The following is a 15324-nucleotide window of genomic DNA, read 5'->3' on the forward strand; positions in this document are numbered from 1 at the left end:
TGTCCTGTTTATACGACGCCAGCACGCAACATATCGTGCAAGTGTACAACACCCATTAGTTTTCCCTGCTCCTCAACGAGGAGGGAGGTGATATTTTTTTGTTGCATGATATTCAGCGCATCCACTGCCAAAATTTGTGGGGGAACACGAATACCGCCATGCGTCATAACCCGAGCAATAGGCGTCGATTGTAGATCAATATTCATATCGATCACCCTACGTAAATCGCCATCGGTAAAAATGCCGGCGATTTGGCCTTCAGTCTTGGTAATCACTGTCATTCCCATTTTTTTCTGGGTGATTTCCAAAAGCGCATCGCGCAGCGAGGCAGACTCAGTGACGATGGGGACTTCGTCTCCTGAGTGCATTATATCACTTACGTGAAGCAGTAGTTTCCGGCCTAACGCACCGCCAGGATGGGACAATGCAAAATCTTCTTGGGTAAACCCTTTCGCTTCCAATAAAGCGACTGCTAGCGCATCCCCCATCACCAGGGTTGCCGTTGTGCTACTGGTTGGCGCTAATCCAAGCGGGCAAGCCTCAAAAGGAACCTTAATACACAGATGGACTAGTGCAGCCCGGGCCATAGTACTTTCAGGCCTTCCCGTCATACAAATCAATGGGATCGCTAATCGTTTAATGACAGGGATAAGCGAAAGGATTTCTTCGGACTCTCCACTGTTCGAGATCGCCAAGACGATATCATTCGGGCTAATCATCCCTAAATCGCCATGACTGGCTTCTCCTGGATGAACGAAAAAGGCCGGTGTACCGGTACTGGCGAGGGTGGCCGCAATTTTACGACCAATGTGACCTGATTTACCCATTCCCATCACAACGATTTTTCCAGAGCAATGGAACATCATTTCACAAACGCTGGAGAACTGTTGATTAATAAATTCTTCTAATTGTTTCAAGCACTCTCGTTCAATACGCAGCACTTTCTTGCCCGCATCAATAAAATTGATGTTTTTTGGTTCAGGCTGAAAACCCATAGTATTATCCTTAAGATGTCATCATTGGCCTGAATGGACAGCATAGCCAAAACGCCCAGATTAAAAATCCAGCTAGCAATAGTATTCCTATAATACGCCCATTAACTTTATTTTGTTTAAGACAAAGTAAAGTTAATAGTGAACTAGCGCCCAATACTAGCCAAAAATCGTGATTAACTGTTTTTTCGGAAATATTGTCAGGATCGATAAGGGCCGGTAATCCTAATGCGATGGCAAGATTATAAATGTGCGCACCGACTAAATTCCCTATTGCTAAATGCTGTTGTCCACGGGTTACGCCTGCAATAACTGTGGCCAATTCGGGCAGGCTGGTGCCGATGGACAAGAAAAGGAGTCCGACAACACGTTGACTCAATCCAAAGAAATCGGCCACGACCAACGCATTATCGAGGATCATTCGGGTAGCGATCGGTAATAGAATCAGCGCTACACCCAACCATAAGAGTGCCACGGTAAAAGAAATTTGCTGATCGGGTAATACCGATAGCTGTTCTTGAGTGAGCTGATCGGGTGTGACGCTGGAGGTGCGTGTAATCAAGCGTAACATACCGTAAAGATAGATTAGCGCGACGAAAAGTAGCGCAATACCATCCCAAAGCGTTAATTGTCGGTTCACCAGAACTAGGCCTGCAAGTAAGGTCACCAGTAACATCAACGGTAGCTCATGGCGTAATAATGCCGAGTGCAAGGAGATAGGGCGTAGTACAAGGGCAATGCCGAGAATAAATAAGACATTGGTAATATTTGAGCCCAAGGCGAGTCCAACCGCAAGCTCCCGTAAACCTTGCTGAGAGGCTGAGAAAGAGAGAATAATCTCCGGAAGTGAGGTCCCTAGTCCTACAATCACCCCCCCAATGATAAGGGGAGAAATCCCCAGCATACGACTCAATACTGCTGCGCTAAAAACGAGCCGATCACTGCCATAGGCGAGCAAAAATAAGCCAACAATAAACAGCATGGCTGAGATTAACATCAACATTCCTTGGTAAGCGCAAACGAACGAGAAGGTTATAGGCGAGTAACCTCTAATTTTTAAGAATTTTGAAGGTACTTTGCCTAAAAGTAAATTTTAAGCCGTAATTAATTAAAAAAAATTTTCTCCTTTCGGTAGAATTCGTTCAACTAGCTAAGTTTACGCTAGCCTTAATCACCACTATCCATGAAATGAGGTCGTTATGGTGCAGTCACAAACTCCCATTGTGGATATTCGTAATATGTCGTTTAAACGGGGAAATCGAACGATTTTCGATAATATTTCGTTAACGGTTCCTGAAGGGAAAGTCACCGCGATTATGGGGCCATCGGGCATTGGTAAAACCACCTTATTACGCTTGATTGGTGGGCAGCTAACCCCAGATTCTGGAGAAATTTTGTTTCAAAACCAGAATATCCCGACACTATCGCGGAGTAAGCTTTATCAGGCTCGAAAGAAAATGAGCATGCTTTTCCAATCGGGAGCGCTTTTCACGGATTTGAACGTGTACGACAACGTGGCCTGGCCGCTACGGGAGCATACACAGCTCCCTGCCGCGCTATTGCACACGACTGTCATGATGAAGTTGGAGGCGGTCGGCTTACGCGGTGCAGAAAAGTTGATGCCTGCAGAATTATCGGGTGGGATGGCCCGTCGTGTTGCCTTAGCGCGGGCTATTGCGTTAGAACCTGATCTAATCATGTTCGATGAGCCGTTCGTTGGGCAGGATCCCATCACCATGAGTGTGTTAGTAAAGTTAATTGACGAGCTTAACCAAGCGTTAGGCGTAACCTGTATCGTGGTATCGCACGATGTGCCTGAAGTACTAAGTATTGCCGACTATGCTTACATTGTGGCAGGTGAACGTATTGTTGCCCAAGGCGTGCCTACTGATTTACGCGCGAACGATAATCCGCAAGTACGGCAGTTTATTAATGGGGAAGCTGATGGGCCAGTCCCTTTCCGCTATCCTGCCGGAGACTATCTGACAGATTTAGTCGGGACGAGGGGTGTCTAAATCATGGTATTAACTGTATTTGCGAAGCTTGGCCGCTGGGGAATAGCACGCTGCCAAGCGCTAGGGCGCGCCGGCTTAATGTTATTCCACGCCATTGTAGGGAAACCCGAACCTTTACAACAAGGGCGCTTGCTTCTTCGGCAGCTTTATAGCCTAGGGGTTTTATCGTTATTGATCATAGTAGTTTCCGGTATTTTTATTGGTATGGTGCTCGGTCTTCAAGGTTATATGGTTTTAAAAACGTATGGCGCCGAAACCAGTTTGGGCATGGTCGTTGCGCTTTCTCTACTCCGAGAATTAGGACCGGTGGTCACCGCTTTACTCTTTGCTGGTCGTGCGGGATCTGCGTTAACGGCTGAAGTCGGCTTAATGAGAGCGACTGAGCAACTCTCCAGTATGGAAATGATGGCGGTGGACCCGTTGCGTAGAGTCGTAGCCCCACGTTTTTGGGCAGGTGTTATCAGCATGCCACTACTCTCCATCATATTTACCGCGGTCGGCATATTAGGCGGTGCGCTGGTAGGGGTTTTCTGGAAAGGTATTGACGCGGGGTTCTTCTGGGGCGCAATGCAGAGCAGTGTCGATTTTCAGACTGACCTCGTTAACTGTGTGATTAAAAGTATCGTTTTCGCGATTACGGTGACCTGGATAGCCCTGTTCAACGGCTACGATGCGACGCCGACTTCTGAAGGGATCAGTCGTGCTACGACACGAACGGTCGTCCATGCTTCGTTAGCGATCCTTGGATTAGATTTTGTGCTCACTGCACTGATGTTTGGGAATTAAGGTTATGCAAAATAAAAAAAGTGAAATATTGGTGGGATTATTTCTATTATTGGCGATTCTTGCAGGATTATTTCTCTGCCTACGCGTCGCGAATATCACCGCTTGGCGCAGTGCACCAACGTGGTCATTAAGTGCCCAATTTGACAATATTGGCGGATTAAAAGCAGGCTCACCGGTGAAAATTGGTGGAGTTGTTATCGGCCGCGTCACCCATATATCCCTTGACGATGCTACGTTAACGCCTACCGTGTCGCTGGCGATTGATAATCACTACCAGAATAAGATTCCAGACAGCAGTAGTCTAGCTATCCGCACCCAAGGGTTATTAGGGGAGCAATATCTCGCGCTAAACTTAGGTTTCAGCGATCCTGAATTGGGTACCAGCATGTTGAAAAATGGCGGGAAAATCACTGATACAAAATCGGCGATGGTGCTGGAAGACCTGATTGGCCAATTCTTGTATAAGAGTAACGATAGTAAATCTTCTGACAATAGCACGTCAGATAGCGCTGCTCCCCAACCGACTCCTGTCGCTCACTAAGAGGAAATACGATGTCTAAATCACTACTTCTAGCAGGCGTACTGGCTGTAATGCCGATGACAATAGGTTCTGTGTATGCTGCGGCGCCTACTGAAGGGCAAGTGGATCAAACTAACCCCTATACTTTGATGAATCAGGCTGCGGCAAAAACATTTAACCGTTTGAAAAATGAACAGCCTAAAATTAAGCAGAACCCAAGCTATCTACGCGATGTCGTGCGCCAAGAGTTACTGCCTTACGTACAAATAAAATACGCTGGGGCATTGGTACTTGGCCGCTATTACAGCCAAGCGACCCCGGCGCAAAAAGAGGCTTATTTTAATGCTTTTGGAGATTACCTCGCACAGGCTTACGGTCAAGCATTAGCGCTCTATCATGGACAAACCTATCAAATCGCTCCGGCTCAACCGGTAGGTGATGCGAAGATGCTTGCGATCCGCGTCTCTATTATCGACCCTGATGGTCGCCCGCCAGTTCGCTTAGATTTCCAATGGCGTAAGAATACCCAAACAGGTAAATGGCAAGCCTACGATATGGTTGCAGAAGGGATTAGCATGATCACGACTAAGCAAAATGAGTGGGCGGATCTGCTGCGTACCAAGGGGATTGATGGTTTGACGGCCCAATTAAAAGTTTATGCGAACCAACCTATTACTCTAGGTCAGGGTGCTAAATGAGCCCGACACTCCATTGGCAATGTGAGGAGAGTACTCTCTCCTTACAAGGCGAATTAGTGCATAACGCGTTAGCCGAACTATGGCAGCAGCGACATCAGGTGTTATCAGGGGTACGCACGATTGACCTCTCGCAGCTTTCGCGTGTCGATTCTGCAGGGCTTGCCCTATTGGTGCACTTCACTGCGTCTGATGAAGCAAAAGATCCACTGATCTTGCAGGGGGTGCAGCCCGCGCTACGCTCACTGATTGTTCTCTATAATCTACAGGGTGTCTTGCCTTGTGAGGTCAGTGCGTAAACAAATAAATTTGGCTGATAGATTCAGGAGCTTTCCTTGTTTATGATGAGGGCAAATTGGACTAAGATAACGGCCCTAAATTGAGGAGTAGGAAAGCGCAATGGAAACCAATGAAATCCAAGCGGTGCTAGAGCAAGCACTGACGCTAGATGAAGTCCATGTCACCGGCGATGGCAGTCACTTCCAAGTGATAGCGGTTGGCGAGATGTTTACTGAGCTTAGCCGTGTTAAGAAGCAGCAAGCGGTTTACGCGCCCCTAATGCAATATATTGCGGATAACCGCATTCATGCTGTGTCCATTAAGGCCTACACCCCCACTGAATGGGCGCGTGATCGTAAATTAAATGGCTTCTAAACTATAGTGATGGCGGCTTGCCGCGGTTACTATCCTGCATATTGAGTGTTAATTGAGAACCGTATCAATGGATAAATTTCGAGTACAGGGGCCTTCACGTTTAAGCGGTGAAGTCACCATTTCCGGCGCAAAAAATGCGGCGCTACCCATTCTTTTTTCCGCTTTGCTCGCTGAGGAACCTGTAACACTCCAAAATGTTCCTGAACTGCGTGATATCGATACAACGATGAAGTTGCTGACCCAATTAGGGGCAAAAGTCGAGCGCAAAGATGGTGCGGTTCTGGTTGATGCTAGCCAAGTAAATATCTTCTGTGCCCCGTATGAGCTAGTAAAAACTATGCGTGCATCGATTTGGGCACTTGGCCCGCTGGTCGCGCGTTTTGGCCACGGTCAGGTTTCACTTCCAGGTGGTTGTGCGATTGGCGCTCGTCCTGTTGATTTACACATCACTGGTCTTGAACAACTGGGTGCACAGATCAAGCTTGAAGAAGGCTACGTGAAAGCGACAGTCGATGGACGCTTAAAAGGTGCACACATCGTCATGGATAAAGTGAGTGTGGGCGCAACCGTCACGATAATGAGCGCGGCAACTGTCGCTGAAGGCACAACCATTATTGAAAATGCAGCGCGTGAACCAGAAATCGTCGATACCGCTGAATTTTTAAAAACCCTTGGCGCGAAAATTAGCGGAGCGGGTACGGATAAAATTACCATTGAAGGCGTTGAACGTCTGGGTGGGGGCACCTATACCGTAGTGGCTGACCGTATCGAAGCGGGAACATTTTTAGTCGCAGCGGCGATTTCGGGTGGGAACATTCTCTGTAAGAAAGCACGTCCCGATACGATGGATGCTGTGCTGGCAAAACTTCGCGATGCGGGTGCAACGGTAGAGACGGGCGAAGATTGGATTAAATTGGATATGCACGGGCGTAGACCAAAGGCGGTGAATATACGCACTGCACCTCATCCAGGCTTTCCTACTGATATGCAAGCGCAATTCACGCTACTTAACTTAGTTGCAGAGGGCACGGGGATTATTACTGAAACGATCTTCGAGAATCGTTTTATGCATATCCCAGAACTCATTCGTATGGGCGCCCACGCGGAGATTGAAAGTAATACTGCAATCTGTCACGGTGTTGAAAAACTCTCTGCCGCACAAGTTATGGCGACCGATTTACGTGCTTCAGCTAGCTTAGTTCTTGCGGGATGTATTGCTGAAGGGACAACCTATGTGGAGCGCATCTATCATATCGATCGCGGTTACGAGCATATCGAAGATAAACTCCGTGGATTAGGGGCAACCATTGACCGAGTCCCTGACGATAATGAATAACGTTGTCATCTAATAATAAGCCCCGACTGCAACGCAGTATCGGGGCTTTTTTATTTCTAGAGTGTAGTAGTGTTAAGGGCTGACATCGGGCTCGCTAGACTTTTTCTTCCTTTTTGCTCGAATTAATTGCGATCTATCTAATAACTCTTCTGTAATCGGATCGTAGTAACGACTCGGCCAGATTTCGGCAGGATGAATATTAATGGCTTGTGCAATTAATAGTTCACCTTTTGGCCAAGGGCGCGAAAGGGCATTGGCAAGGGTCGAAGAACTGAGGCCTGCATTCCTGGAAACGGCCGCTAACGATGTCCCTTTTTTACGTAATGCCGCAATAATGTCAGCACTGTGCCAGTCGTTTTTTAACTTTTCCATGTCATTCTCCATGCTGTTTGAATTATCCATTTAATTCTTATGCTATAGAAATTTATAGCAGGAAATTACCTAAAGTTTCTATATAAATATGATTAGTTTACTTCCATATGCAGGATATATCGCAAATTTATTGTGATTACTGTAACGCATTAATATTCCCATTAATTCCAAAAAATTAGGTTATTACCCGTCTGGATAGAGAGTATTTATAAGGAAAAGCGAACGCAGTCCTGCTATGTTCAAGCATGGCGCTAATCAACATAGCGGAAACCTGTCGTATCCCCCTCAGCTGGAGTGAATAATGATCAATAATATTTACTGTATTGGCCGTAATTACGTTGAACATGCCCAAGAGCTAGGCAATCGAGTTGAAGAAGATCCTGTGGTATTTAGTAAACCGAATAGCGCATTGATCGTTGGCAATACCATCACCTTACCGACGTTCTCCCAAGATGTTCACTATGAAACGGAGATTGTGGTAAGGATCTCTGCGCCTGCTTTTCAGATCGAACCCGATCAAGCGGATGCGTACTACGACAGTGTAGCCATAGGCTTAGATCTTACTGCCCGTGATCTGCAAGCCGATTTGAAGAGTAAAAAATTACCCTGGTTACTGGCTAAGGGATTTAATGGCTCCTGCTATGTCAGTGATTTTGTTGCGAAACAGACTGTCCCGCAACCGATCCATTTTGGGTTGGCTATCAATGGTGAGACAGTTCAACAAGGTGTGAGCAGTGAAATGGTATTCAGTATTAAGCAGATAATTGCGTTTATTAGCCGTTATATTGCCTTACAGCCAGGAGATATTATTTTTACTGGAACTCCTAAGGGGGTGGGAAAGCTAGAAAGCGGAGATAAACTGCGATTAACGCTGGAAGGTGAAATAATGGCTGAGCTACAAGTGGAGTAAGCTTGTAGCTCGTCGTGGCTTAGCGGTCGCGTTGTACTGACATGTGCGCAAGGGCCTCGAGTGCTTCACGCCAAGGAGTGGCCGGAAGTATTGCCAAAGCTTGAATGGCCTTATTTGCCTCTTCCTCTGCTCTTTGCTGTGTCCAAGCCAAGGAACCACACTGCTGCATCGTCTCAAGCACTTGATCCAGCAGATGACGTCCATTCCCTTCTTCGATCGCACAGCGGATCATTGCGGCTTGCTCTGGCGTACCATTACGCATCGCATGTAATAGAGGAAGGGTCGGTTTGCCTTCACTCAGATCGTCGCCGACGTTTTTACCCAGCGCTGCATTATCGGCGCTGTAGTCTAAAAGATCGTCGATCAACTGGAAGGCGGTACCAATATAACGACCGTAATCTTTCAGTGCTTGCTCTTGTTCAGGCGTGGCGTCAGCGAGAATGGCTGAGGTCTGTGCCGCGGCTTCAAACAAACGTGCTGTCTTACTATAGATAACACGTAGATAACTCTCTTCCGTAATATCCGGATCATTACAGTTCATCAACTGCAAGACCTCGCCTTCAGAGATCACATTTACGGCTTCTGACATGAGCTCAAGGATCTTCAAGGATCCTAGTTGAGTCATCATCTGAAAGGCACGGGTATAAATAAAGTCACCGACCAAGACGCTCGCCGCGTTACCAAAAGCAGCATTGGCGGTCGCTTTACCCCGACGCATATCAGATTCATCGACAACATCATCGTGGAGTAGGGTAGCAGTGTGGATAAATTCGATCAGGGCAGCATTGAGGATATGTTTTTCACCCTCATAGTTGAGTGAGCGTGCAGCAAGTACCGCAATCATGGGTCGAATTCGCTTACCGCCACCGCTAACGATATAATGGCCTAGTTGACTGATGAGGACGACATCTGAATCAAGCTGCTTGAGAATATTTTTATTTACCGCGGCCATATCCGGGGCGGTAAGTTCTGTTATCTGCTCTAAATTCATACAATTAGTCAGTTTATCTCTGTGAGCCATCTTCAACGGCATTTCGGGTAAAAGTCGCGGAAATTCTGCTGGTGTCCAGAACCACGCCAAAGAGTTAGTGTAACACTCTCATCGAGCGTTAATTTATCAATAATGATCACTAAGAATAAACTTATTGTACTAGAAATTTCGTATTGCGAAACCTTGGAGCGTGACTTGGTTTTTTTTTCTGCAATACCTGAAAAGTTCACTTGTTTTCTGCGGGATAGTTGCGTAGAATTCGCGCCCTATGTGAATATTTTATCGCGCCGCCTATTTAACCTAAAAGGCTAGCGCAGAAGCGGAGTTTATATGTACGCGGTTTTCCAAAGTGGTGGTAAACAACACCGAGTAAGCGAAGGTCAGACCGTTCGCTTGGAAAAATTAGACATTGCAACCGGTGAAACTGTTCAGTTTGACCAGGTTCTGATGATTGCTAATGGCGAAGAAGTGACTATTGGTGCACCGTTAGTTTCTGGTGGTGTTATCAAAGCTGAAGTCGTAGCTCATGGTCGTGGCGAGAAAATTAAAATTGTTAAGTTTCGTCGTCGTAAACACCATCGTAAGCAGCAAGGCCACCGTCAGTGGTTCACTGATGTGAAAATTACTGGCATCAGCGCTTAAGAGGAGATTTAACAAATGGCACACAAGAAAGCTGGTGGTTCGACTCGTAACGGTCGTGACTCAAACGCTAAACGTCTTGGCGTTAAACGCTTTGGCGGAGAAACTGTACTAGCAGGTAGCATCATTGTTCGTCAACGTGGAACCAAATTCCACGCAGGTAACAATGTTGGTTGTGGTCGTGACCACACTCTGTTCGCTACTGCAACAGGTCAAATCAAATTCGAAGTTAAAGGTCCAGAAAACCGTAAATACGTCAGCATCGTTGCTGAGTAATCGGTTCTCTCTGCAGGTTTACCTGTAGGACTGAAGAATTAAAGCCCCGCAGCTTTGCGGGGCTTTTTACATTCTGTTGTAAAAGATCGTTGACTACACGAACGAGTTCCTTGTTTGATCGCCTATTCCTACTCACTATTATTAAGATCAAACATTAAGATCCGCTGCCGGTCAGCTGATATGACCCTGGCGGACCCGCCGACCTAGCTCTGGACGGCGTATGCATGACGGAGAGAAGAAATGAAATTTGTTGATGAAGCAACGATCCTTGTCGTTGCTGGCGACGGTGGAAATGGCTGTATCAGTTTCCGCCGCGAAAAATATATCCCTAAAGGTGGTCCTGATGGCGGTGACGGCGGTGATGGCGGTGACGTCTGGCTGGTTGCCGATGAAAACCTGAATACCCTCATTGATTACCGTTTTGAGAAAGCTTTCCGCGCGGAACGTGGTCAAAATGGCCAAAGCCGTGACTGTACCGGTAAACGTGGTAAAGACGTGACGGTAAAGGTCCCAATGGGAACGCGAGTTATCGATCAAGGCACTGGCGAAACGCTAGGGGATATGACCGAGCATGGACAAACCTTGATGGTCGCTAAAGGTGGCTGGCATGGACTTGGCAACACGCGTTTTAAATCTTCCGTTAACCGTACGCCACGCCAGAAAACTAACGGTACGCCGGGTGAAGAACGCGATCTTCAGCTGGAGTTAATGCTACTGGCTGATGTAGGGATGTTAGGACTGCCTAATGCCGGTAAATCGACGTTTATTCGTGCTGTATCCGCTGCAAAACCTAAAGTAGCAGACTATCCCTTCACCACCTTAGTGCCGAGCTTAGGTGTTGTACGTATGGACAACGAGCAGAGCTTTGTTGTCGCTGATATTCCTGGTTTAATCGAAGGTGCTGCGGATGGAGCAGGTCTCGGTATTCGCTTCCTAAAACACCTTGAACGTTGTCGTGTCTTACTTCACCTTATTGATCTGGCACCGATCGATGAAAGTAATCCAGTGGATAATGCGCGGATCATCCTTGGCGAGTTAGAAAAATACAGCGAGAAGCTTTACCAAAAGCCGCGCTGGTTGGTATTCAATAAAGTGGACTTACTCGATCCGGAAGAAGCGGCTGAGCGTGCAAAACAGATCGCTGCTGATCTGGGATGGGAAGGTGATTACTACCTGATCTCTGCTGCGAGCCAACAAGGCGTTAAAGATCTTTGCTGGGACGTGATGAAGTTTATTAATTCTCAGCCGAAAGAAGAAGCTAAAGCAGAGAAAGCGGCAGAGAAAGTCGAGTTTATGTGGGACGATTACCACCGCGAAACGCTCGAACAGCATACCGTCGAAGAAGAAGATGACGAAGACTGGGATGACTGGGACGACGAAGACGAAGAAGGTGTTGAAATTATTTATCAACGCTAAAAAGAAGGGGTAACCGAGTGGTTACCCCTTTTACGTTACCCTAGTATTGTCACCGTCAGTCGAGCACTGCAACAGAGTTTACCTCGTAGGTTTTTAATCTCTATCTGCCAAACCTGTATTTGCCCACCAAGGTGCAGAGGCTGGCATACCGCCGTCACTTTGCCGTTGGCGACAGCACGATGATGACTAGCATTCACCTCAATACCGACCACATTTTGCCCTTGGTGACAGGTCAGCCAACCCGCCATCGATCCCATCGACTCGGCCAACACCACACTTGCGCCACCATGGAGTAAACCAAAAGGCTGGCAAGTACGGGCATCTACCGGCATTTCTGCTTCGAGGTGCGTGGGATGCAGGGCAGTGAAGACAATCCCGAGATGTTCGATCAGACAGTTTTTCCCCATATCATTGAGGGCGTCAAGGTCGATGGATTTTTTCCAGATCGTCTGCATTTGCTATGCGCCTAAGGTTGCACCACCATCAATAACAATATCCTGTAATACGATATGGCTCGCAAGATCCGATGCTAGAAACAGGATCGTGTTAGTGATCTCGCGGGGTTTAGCGATCTTTTTCAAAGGAATACCGAGTTTAAACTGATCAGGAAAACCATTAATCATCTGCTGCTCAGCTTCAGGGGTATGCCATAAGCTACGTTGCATTGCGGTATCTGTTGAGCCCGGCGAAACGATATTGCAGCGCACCCCATAGGGGGCCATTTCTAAACCTACCGTCTGGCAAAGGCTGCGTAACGCCGCTTTGGATGCACCATATGCCGACATGCCAAGACGTGGGGCATGAGCGGAATTAGAGGCAACGCTGACAATAGCGCCAAACCCTTGCTGACGAAATAGCGGAAGCGTTTGTGAAAAGAGGTTAAACGCTCCACCGGCATTAACATTAAAGCAGGCTTGCCAATCTTCGAAACTCAAGACGTCGGTCGCACCAATACGTAGAATACCTGCAGCATTGACTAAGACATCAAGACGAGGTTGCTGGGCTAATTGCGCTTGGCAGACGTCAGCGACCTGTTGAGGATCGGCAACGTCCATGACTGTGCAGTGGAAAGGATAGTGCTCGCCGGAAAACTGTTTATCGAAGCCAATAACGATGGCGCCAGCTTGATGAAACGCACAGGCTGCGTCGTAACCAATCCCTTGGCCAGCACCGGTCACCCAGACATATTTGTCGCGAAAATCCATACTCATCATCCGTTATTTATTCCCAGAAAGTAGTACCCACCAAGCATCGAAAGTAGGCGTTTTCGCTAGCGTTACGAAGTCCATACTCGGAATCGCCTGACGCCAGCGTGAAGCCAATGCCATCATTCGTACTGAGTCTAGGCCATAATCAATCAGATTTTCGTCATCTTCTGGAATATCATCATCTTCGAGCAAGGGTAAAATGGCATCGCGTAACGCTTGCTTTGAGGCAGGCAGTAATAGCAGGTCATCGGTCATCACCACTTTTCCACTGCGACCAGCGGTGTAGGTTAGCGCCATAAGATGCTCTTCTCGACTGAAGTCGGCCAAAGCATCGGCAACCATAAAGGGTTTGATATCCCGCATAAATGCATCTGTCGCGGTAGTCAGGCAACCAATATGGGCATAGACACCGGTGATAATCAATTGGTCGCGACCCATCGCTTTCAGCTGCTGTTCAAGATCAGAGCGCTGAAAAGCACTGTAACGCCACTTGGTCAGGACGATATCTTGTTCATCTGGGGCCAAGGCGGCGGTTACTTTTTGTTGCTCAGGATGACGATTTAAGCCAGGCCCCCACATATCGTTCAGTAGAGCGCGGTCCTCATCACTTTGCTCATTGGGTTGTGCAGTGTAGAACACTGGGATACCCAACGCTTTACATTGTTGGCGTAAGGCCGCGATATGGCCTACTACGGTATCGACAAATTCACTATTTTCTCCCCAGAAATTAAGGAAGTAGTTTTGCATATCGTGAATTAATAATGCAGCGCGTTGTGGTTCGAAGGTCCAGTTCACTTTATTCTTCGGTAACTCATCGGCGGTCGGCAGGGCATAGGCCGTTAGTTTAGGGATACTCATGACAACTCCAAAATCGATACACTATAAATAGGGGCATTAAGCATTGTTCTTACTTTCTTCAAGTAGTTGCTGACGGAGCAACTTTTTATCCACTTTTCCGACTGGGGTTAGCGGTATGGCGTCGCTAAAGACGAATCGATCGGGTAATTTAAATTCGGCTATCCCTTGGTCACGTAAATGGCGACGTAGCTGTACAGCTTTTACCGCTTGTTTGGTGACGATATAGGCGCAACTTTTTTCACCTAATAATTCATCACTCATCGAGACAAGAGCAGCGTGGATAATGTCTGGATGTCGTTGTAAAAGATTCTCGATCTCTTCAGCGGCAATCTTTTCCCCGCCACGATTGATTTGATCTTTTTCACGGCCCTGAACAGTAATATAGCCGCGTTCATCAATCGAAATGAGATCGCCTGAGCAATAAAAGCCCTGTTGATCGAAGCAAGCCGCATTATGTTCTGGGCTATTATAGTATCCACGGAAAGTATATGGACCACGGGTCATTAAACGGCCGGTCGTATTAACCGGAAGCGGTTGGCCTGCTTCATCAGCCACCCAGACTTCATCATCGGGTGAAATAGGGCAGCCTTGCGTGGTAAGGATGGTCTGTTGATCGTCATCGAGACGCGTATAGTTCACCAAGCCCTCTGCCATACCAAATACTTGCTGTAACTGGCAGCCGATTTCTGCAGGAATTCGTGCGGCTAAACTTTCGCTCAGCTTGGCTCCGCCAACTTGCAGTAAACGCAGTGAAGCGAGCTGATGCGCGCAGTTCCACTCTTGTATCGACTGCAACCAGAGACTCACCGCAGGCGGTACTAAGGCCGTGACATTAATAAGGTGTTCGGCGATTAAGCTAAAGCAGGTAGTTGGGCTTGGATCGGGTGCCAAAACGCTAAGTCCACCACTGTATAGTACGCCAAGAATACCCGGTGAGCTCATGGGGTAGTTATGGGCGATAGGCAGTGCGCATAAATAACGCGTCTGCTCTGTAAATTGGCAAATATCGACACTACCAGTAATGCTGTAATAATAGTCGTTGTGGGTACGAGGAATCAGTTTAGGGGTTCCAGTACTGCCTCCCGACAATTGGAAAAAGGCTACGTTATCTGCGGCACTTGGTGTTGGGGTGAACGAGTCGGCGGCTTGAGTATACAGCGACAATAAACTCGGTTCTTCGTCAACAGCGTTGTGCCAAACTTGATGTTGGAGCTCCGGACACTGCGCGCGGAGTTCATCGATAAAACGATTATCGCTAAAGACCGAATGTTGTCGGTCGGCGATTAGTAACCGAGGTTTAATTTGAGCGGCATAGGCACTCAATTCGCTGCGCTGGTGGCTGAAAAGTGCATTAACCGGGGCTACGCCTAATTTTAATAGGGCAAAAAAGACAATATAAAATTCGCAGTGATTCCCCAGCTGAACTAATGCCGTATCCCCCGATCGCATCCCACGACTTTGTAACTGTGCAGCCAATTGGTCGCTGTATTGTGCAAGCTGGCGGTAGCTGAGCGTTTGTATCGCATCGATAATCGCTTGGCGATCGCTATCATGATGCCGATCGAGAATATCTGTTAGAGGAAGGTCTAACCAATAGCCTTTTTCACGATAACGTGCCGCCAGCTCTGCAGGCCAAGGCGTAAAAGAAATGCTCAT

At 47.4% G+C, this 15324-nt stretch carries 19 protein-coding genes; 11 read left to right on the top strand and 8 right to left on the bottom strand.

Annotation, left to right across the window (positions count from 1 at the left end; translation table 11 throughout):
• Window positions 1-8: 8 nt before the first annotated feature.
• Both kdsD and MKR94_RS07020 read right to left on the bottom strand, forming a co-directional pair.
• Complete coding sequence (kdsD, locus tag MKR94_RS07015) at window positions 9-995, bottom strand: arabinose-5-phosphate isomerase KdsD (protein WP_241646296.1); 987 nt, start codon at window positions 993-995, stop codon at window positions 9-11.
• Window positions 996-1005: 10 nt separating this feature from the next.
• Window positions 1006-1989: a calcium/sodium antiporter gene (locus MKR94_RS07020; protein ID WP_241646297.1), complete on the bottom strand. Its 984-nt coding sequence runs from the start codon at window positions 1987-1989 to the stop codon at window positions 1006-1008.
• Window positions 1990-2191: 202 nt separating this feature from the next.
• Between MKR94_RS07020 and mlaF the strand changes: the two genes are divergently transcribed.
• From mlaF to murA, 7 genes are all read left to right on the top strand, one after another.
• On the top strand, window positions 2192-3007 hold the full coding sequence (gene mlaF, locus MKR94_RS07025) for a phospholipid ABC transporter ATP-binding protein MlaF (protein WP_241646298.1): 816 nt from the start codon (window positions 2192-2194) through the stop codon (window positions 3005-3007).
• A 3-nt stretch (window positions 3008-3010) separates the two neighbouring features.
• The gene (gene mlaE, locus MKR94_RS07030; RefSeq protein WP_241646299.1) at window positions 3011-3793 is read left to right on the top strand and encodes a lipid asymmetry maintenance ABC transporter permease subunit MlaE; all 783 of its coding nucleotides are present in this window, start codon (window positions 3011-3013) and stop codon (window positions 3791-3793) included.
• 4 nt (window positions 3794-3797) lie between these two features.
• Window positions 3798-4334, top strand: a complete 537-nt coding sequence (gene mlaD, locus MKR94_RS07035; RefSeq protein WP_241646300.1) for an outer membrane lipid asymmetry maintenance protein MlaD — start codon at window positions 3798-3800, stop codon at window positions 4332-4334.
• An 11-nt stretch (window positions 4335-4345) separates the two neighbouring features.
• The gene (gene mlaC / locus MKR94_RS07040; protein WP_241646301.1) at window positions 4346-5011 is read left to right on the top strand and encodes a phospholipid-binding protein MlaC; all 666 of its coding nucleotides are present in this window, start codon (window positions 4346-4348) and stop codon (window positions 5009-5011) included.
• Complete coding sequence (mlaB, locus tag MKR94_RS07045) at window positions 5008-5307, top strand: lipid asymmetry maintenance protein MlaB (protein WP_241646302.1); 300 nt, start codon at window positions 5008-5010, stop codon at window positions 5305-5307. Before mlaC ends, mlaB begins: the two co-directional genes overlap by 4 nt.
• Window positions 5308-5407: 100 nt before the next feature.
• Window positions 5408-5662 (top strand): BolA family iron metabolism protein IbaG, encoded by a 255-nt coding sequence (gene ibaG, locus MKR94_RS07050; RefSeq protein ID WP_099822931.1) that lies wholly within the window; start codon window positions 5408-5410, stop codon window positions 5660-5662.
• A gap of 67 nt (window positions 5663-5729) precedes the next feature.
• Entirely contained in the window at window positions 5730-6998 is a 1269-nt protein-coding gene (murA, locus tag MKR94_RS07055) for a UDP-N-acetylglucosamine 1-carboxyvinyltransferase (RefSeq protein WP_241646303.1), read from the top strand.
• 72 nt (window positions 6999-7070) lie between these two features.
• On the opposite strand, the gene MKR94_RS07060 is transcribed toward murA, so the two are convergent.
• On the bottom strand, window positions 7071-7370 hold the full coding sequence (locus MKR94_RS07060; RefSeq protein ID WP_241646304.1) for a helix-turn-helix domain-containing protein: 300 nt from the start codon (window positions 7368-7370) through the stop codon (window positions 7071-7073).
• Between the two features lie 301 nt (window positions 7371-7671).
• On the opposite strand from MKR94_RS07060, the gene MKR94_RS07065 reads away from it, so the two are divergent.
• A complete protein-coding gene (locus tag MKR94_RS07065) occupies window positions 7672-8280 on the top strand; it encodes a fumarylacetoacetate hydrolase family protein (RefSeq protein ID WP_241646305.1) in 609 nt (202 codons plus the stop codon).
• A 19-nt stretch (window positions 8281-8299) separates the two neighbouring features.
• Here MKR94_RS07065 and ispB read toward each other — a convergent pair whose 3' ends face one another.
• Window positions 8300-9271, bottom strand: coding sequence for an octaprenyl diphosphate synthase (gene ispB / locus MKR94_RS07070; RefSeq protein ID WP_241646306.1), 972 nt, complete (start codon window positions 9269-9271; stop codon window positions 8300-8302).
• Window positions 9272-9601: 330 nt separating this feature from the next.
• On the opposite strand from ispB, the gene rplU reads away from it, so the two are divergent.
• The 3 genes from rplU to cgtA all read left to right on the top strand — a co-directional run bounded on the left by rplU (window position 9602) and on the right by cgtA (window position 11602).
• Window positions 9602-9913, top strand: coding sequence for a 50S ribosomal protein L21 (rplU, locus tag MKR94_RS07075; RefSeq protein ID WP_048911376.1), 312 nt, complete (start codon window positions 9602-9604; stop codon window positions 9911-9913).
• Between the two features lie 15 nt (window positions 9914-9928).
• Entirely contained in the window at window positions 9929-10186 is a 258-nt protein-coding gene (rpmA, locus tag MKR94_RS07080) for a 50S ribosomal protein L27 (protein WP_048911377.1), read from the top strand.
• A 240-nt stretch (window positions 10187-10426) separates the two neighbouring features.
• On the top strand, window positions 10427-11602 hold the full coding sequence (gene cgtA / locus MKR94_RS07085) for an Obg family GTPase CgtA (RefSeq protein ID WP_241646307.1): 1176 nt from the start codon (window positions 10427-10429) through the stop codon (window positions 11600-11602).
• 35 nt (window positions 11603-11637) lie between these two features.
• On the opposite strand, the gene MKR94_RS07090 is transcribed toward cgtA, so the two are convergent.
• Genes MKR94_RS07090 through MKR94_RS07105 form a run of 4 tightly spaced genes read right to left on the bottom strand, consistent with a single transcriptional unit; the run spans window position 11638 to window position 15324 of the window.
• Window positions 11638-12057 (bottom strand): hotdog fold thioesterase, encoded by a 420-nt coding sequence (locus MKR94_RS07090; RefSeq protein WP_241646308.1) that lies wholly within the window; start codon window positions 12055-12057, stop codon window positions 11638-11640.
• A gap of 3 nt (window positions 12058-12060) precedes the next feature.
• The gene (gene dhbA, locus MKR94_RS07095) at window positions 12061-12816 is read right to left on the bottom strand and encodes a 2,3-dihydro-2,3-dihydroxybenzoate dehydrogenase (RefSeq protein ID WP_241646309.1); all 756 of its coding nucleotides are present in this window, start codon (window positions 12814-12816) and stop codon (window positions 12061-12063) included.
• Between the two features lie 3 nt (window positions 12817-12819).
• Window positions 12820-13668, bottom strand: a complete 849-nt coding sequence (locus MKR94_RS07100; protein WP_241646310.1) for an isochorismatase family protein — start codon at window positions 13666-13668, stop codon at window positions 12820-12822.
• A gap of 36 nt (window positions 13669-13704) precedes the next feature.
• A complete protein-coding gene (locus MKR94_RS07105) occupies window positions 13705-15324 on the bottom strand; it encodes a (2,3-dihydroxybenzoyl)adenylate synthase (RefSeq protein WP_241646311.1) in 1620 nt (539 codons plus the stop codon).

Source organism: Rosenbergiella metrosideri, from assembly GCF_022602565.1.
Classification (GTDB): domain Bacteria; phylum Pseudomonadota; class Gammaproteobacteria; order Enterobacterales; family Enterobacteriaceae; genus Rosenbergiella; species Rosenbergiella metrosideri.

Excerpts from the sequence above, each read along its gene's own strand:
- mlaF (WP_241646298.1), top strand. The coding sequence starts at position 2,192 with ATGGTGCAGTCACAAACTCCCATTGTGGATATTCGTAATATGTCGTTT.
- murA (WP_241646303.1), top strand. The coding sequence starts at position 5,730 with ATGGATAAATTTCGAGTACAGGGGCCTTCACGTTTAAGCGGTGAAGTC.
- mlaE (WP_241646299.1), top strand. The coding sequence starts at position 3,011 with ATGGTATTAACTGTATTTGCGAAGCTTGGCCGCTGGGGAATAGCACGC.
- cgtA (WP_241646307.1), top strand. The coding sequence starts at position 10,427 with ATGAAATTTGTTGATGAAGCAACGATCCTTGTCGTTGCTGGCGACGGT.
- MKR94_RS07100 (WP_241646310.1), bottom strand. The coding sequence starts at position 13,668 with ATGAGTATCCCTAAACTAACGGCCTATGCCCTGCCGACCGCCGATGAG.
- kdsD (WP_241646296.1), bottom strand. The coding sequence starts at position 995 with ATGGGTTTTCAGCCTGAACCAAAAAACATCAATTTTATTGATGCGGGC.
- MKR94_RS07060 (WP_241646304.1), bottom strand. The coding sequence starts at position 7,370 with ATGGAAAAGTTAAAAAACGACTGGCACAGTGCTGACATTATTGCGGCA.
- MKR94_RS07065 (WP_241646305.1), top strand. The coding sequence starts at position 7,672 with ATGATCAATAATATTTACTGTATTGGCCGTAATTACGTTGAACATGCC.
- MKR94_RS07020 (WP_241646297.1), bottom strand. The coding sequence starts at position 1,989 with ATGTTAATCTCAGCCATGCTGTTTATTGTTGGCTTATTTTTGCTCGCC.
- dhbA (WP_241646309.1), bottom strand. The coding sequence starts at position 12,816 with ATGATGAGTATGGATTTTCGCGACAAATATGTCTGGGTGACCGGTGCT.
- rplU (WP_048911376.1), top strand. The coding sequence starts at position 9,602 with ATGTACGCGGTTTTCCAAAGTGGTGGTAAACAACACCGAGTAAGCGAA.
- mlaB (WP_241646302.1), top strand. The coding sequence starts at position 5,008 with ATGAGCCCGACACTCCATTGGCAATGTGAGGAGAGTACTCTCTCCTTA.
- ispB (WP_241646306.1), bottom strand. The coding sequence starts at position 9,271 with ATGAATTTAGAGCAGATAACAGAACTTACCGCCCCGGATATGGCCGCG.
- MKR94_RS07105 (WP_241646311.1), bottom strand. The coding sequence starts at position 15,324 with ATGAGCATTTCTTTTACGCCTTGGCCTGCAGAGCTGGCGGCACGTTAT.
- mlaC (WP_241646301.1), top strand. The coding sequence starts at position 4,346 with ATGTCTAAATCACTACTTCTAGCAGGCGTACTGGCTGTAATGCCGATG.
- rpmA (WP_048911377.1), top strand. The coding sequence starts at position 9,929 with ATGGCACACAAGAAAGCTGGTGGTTCGACTCGTAACGGTCGTGACTCA.
- MKR94_RS07090 (WP_241646308.1), bottom strand. The coding sequence starts at position 12,057 with ATGCAGACGATCTGGAAAAAATCCATCGACCTTGACGCCCTCAATGAT.
- ibaG (WP_099822931.1), top strand. The coding sequence starts at position 5,408 with ATGGAAACCAATGAAATCCAAGCGGTGCTAGAGCAAGCACTGACGCTA.
- mlaD (WP_241646300.1), top strand. The coding sequence starts at position 3,798 with ATGCAAAATAAAAAAAGTGAAATATTGGTGGGATTATTTCTATTATTG.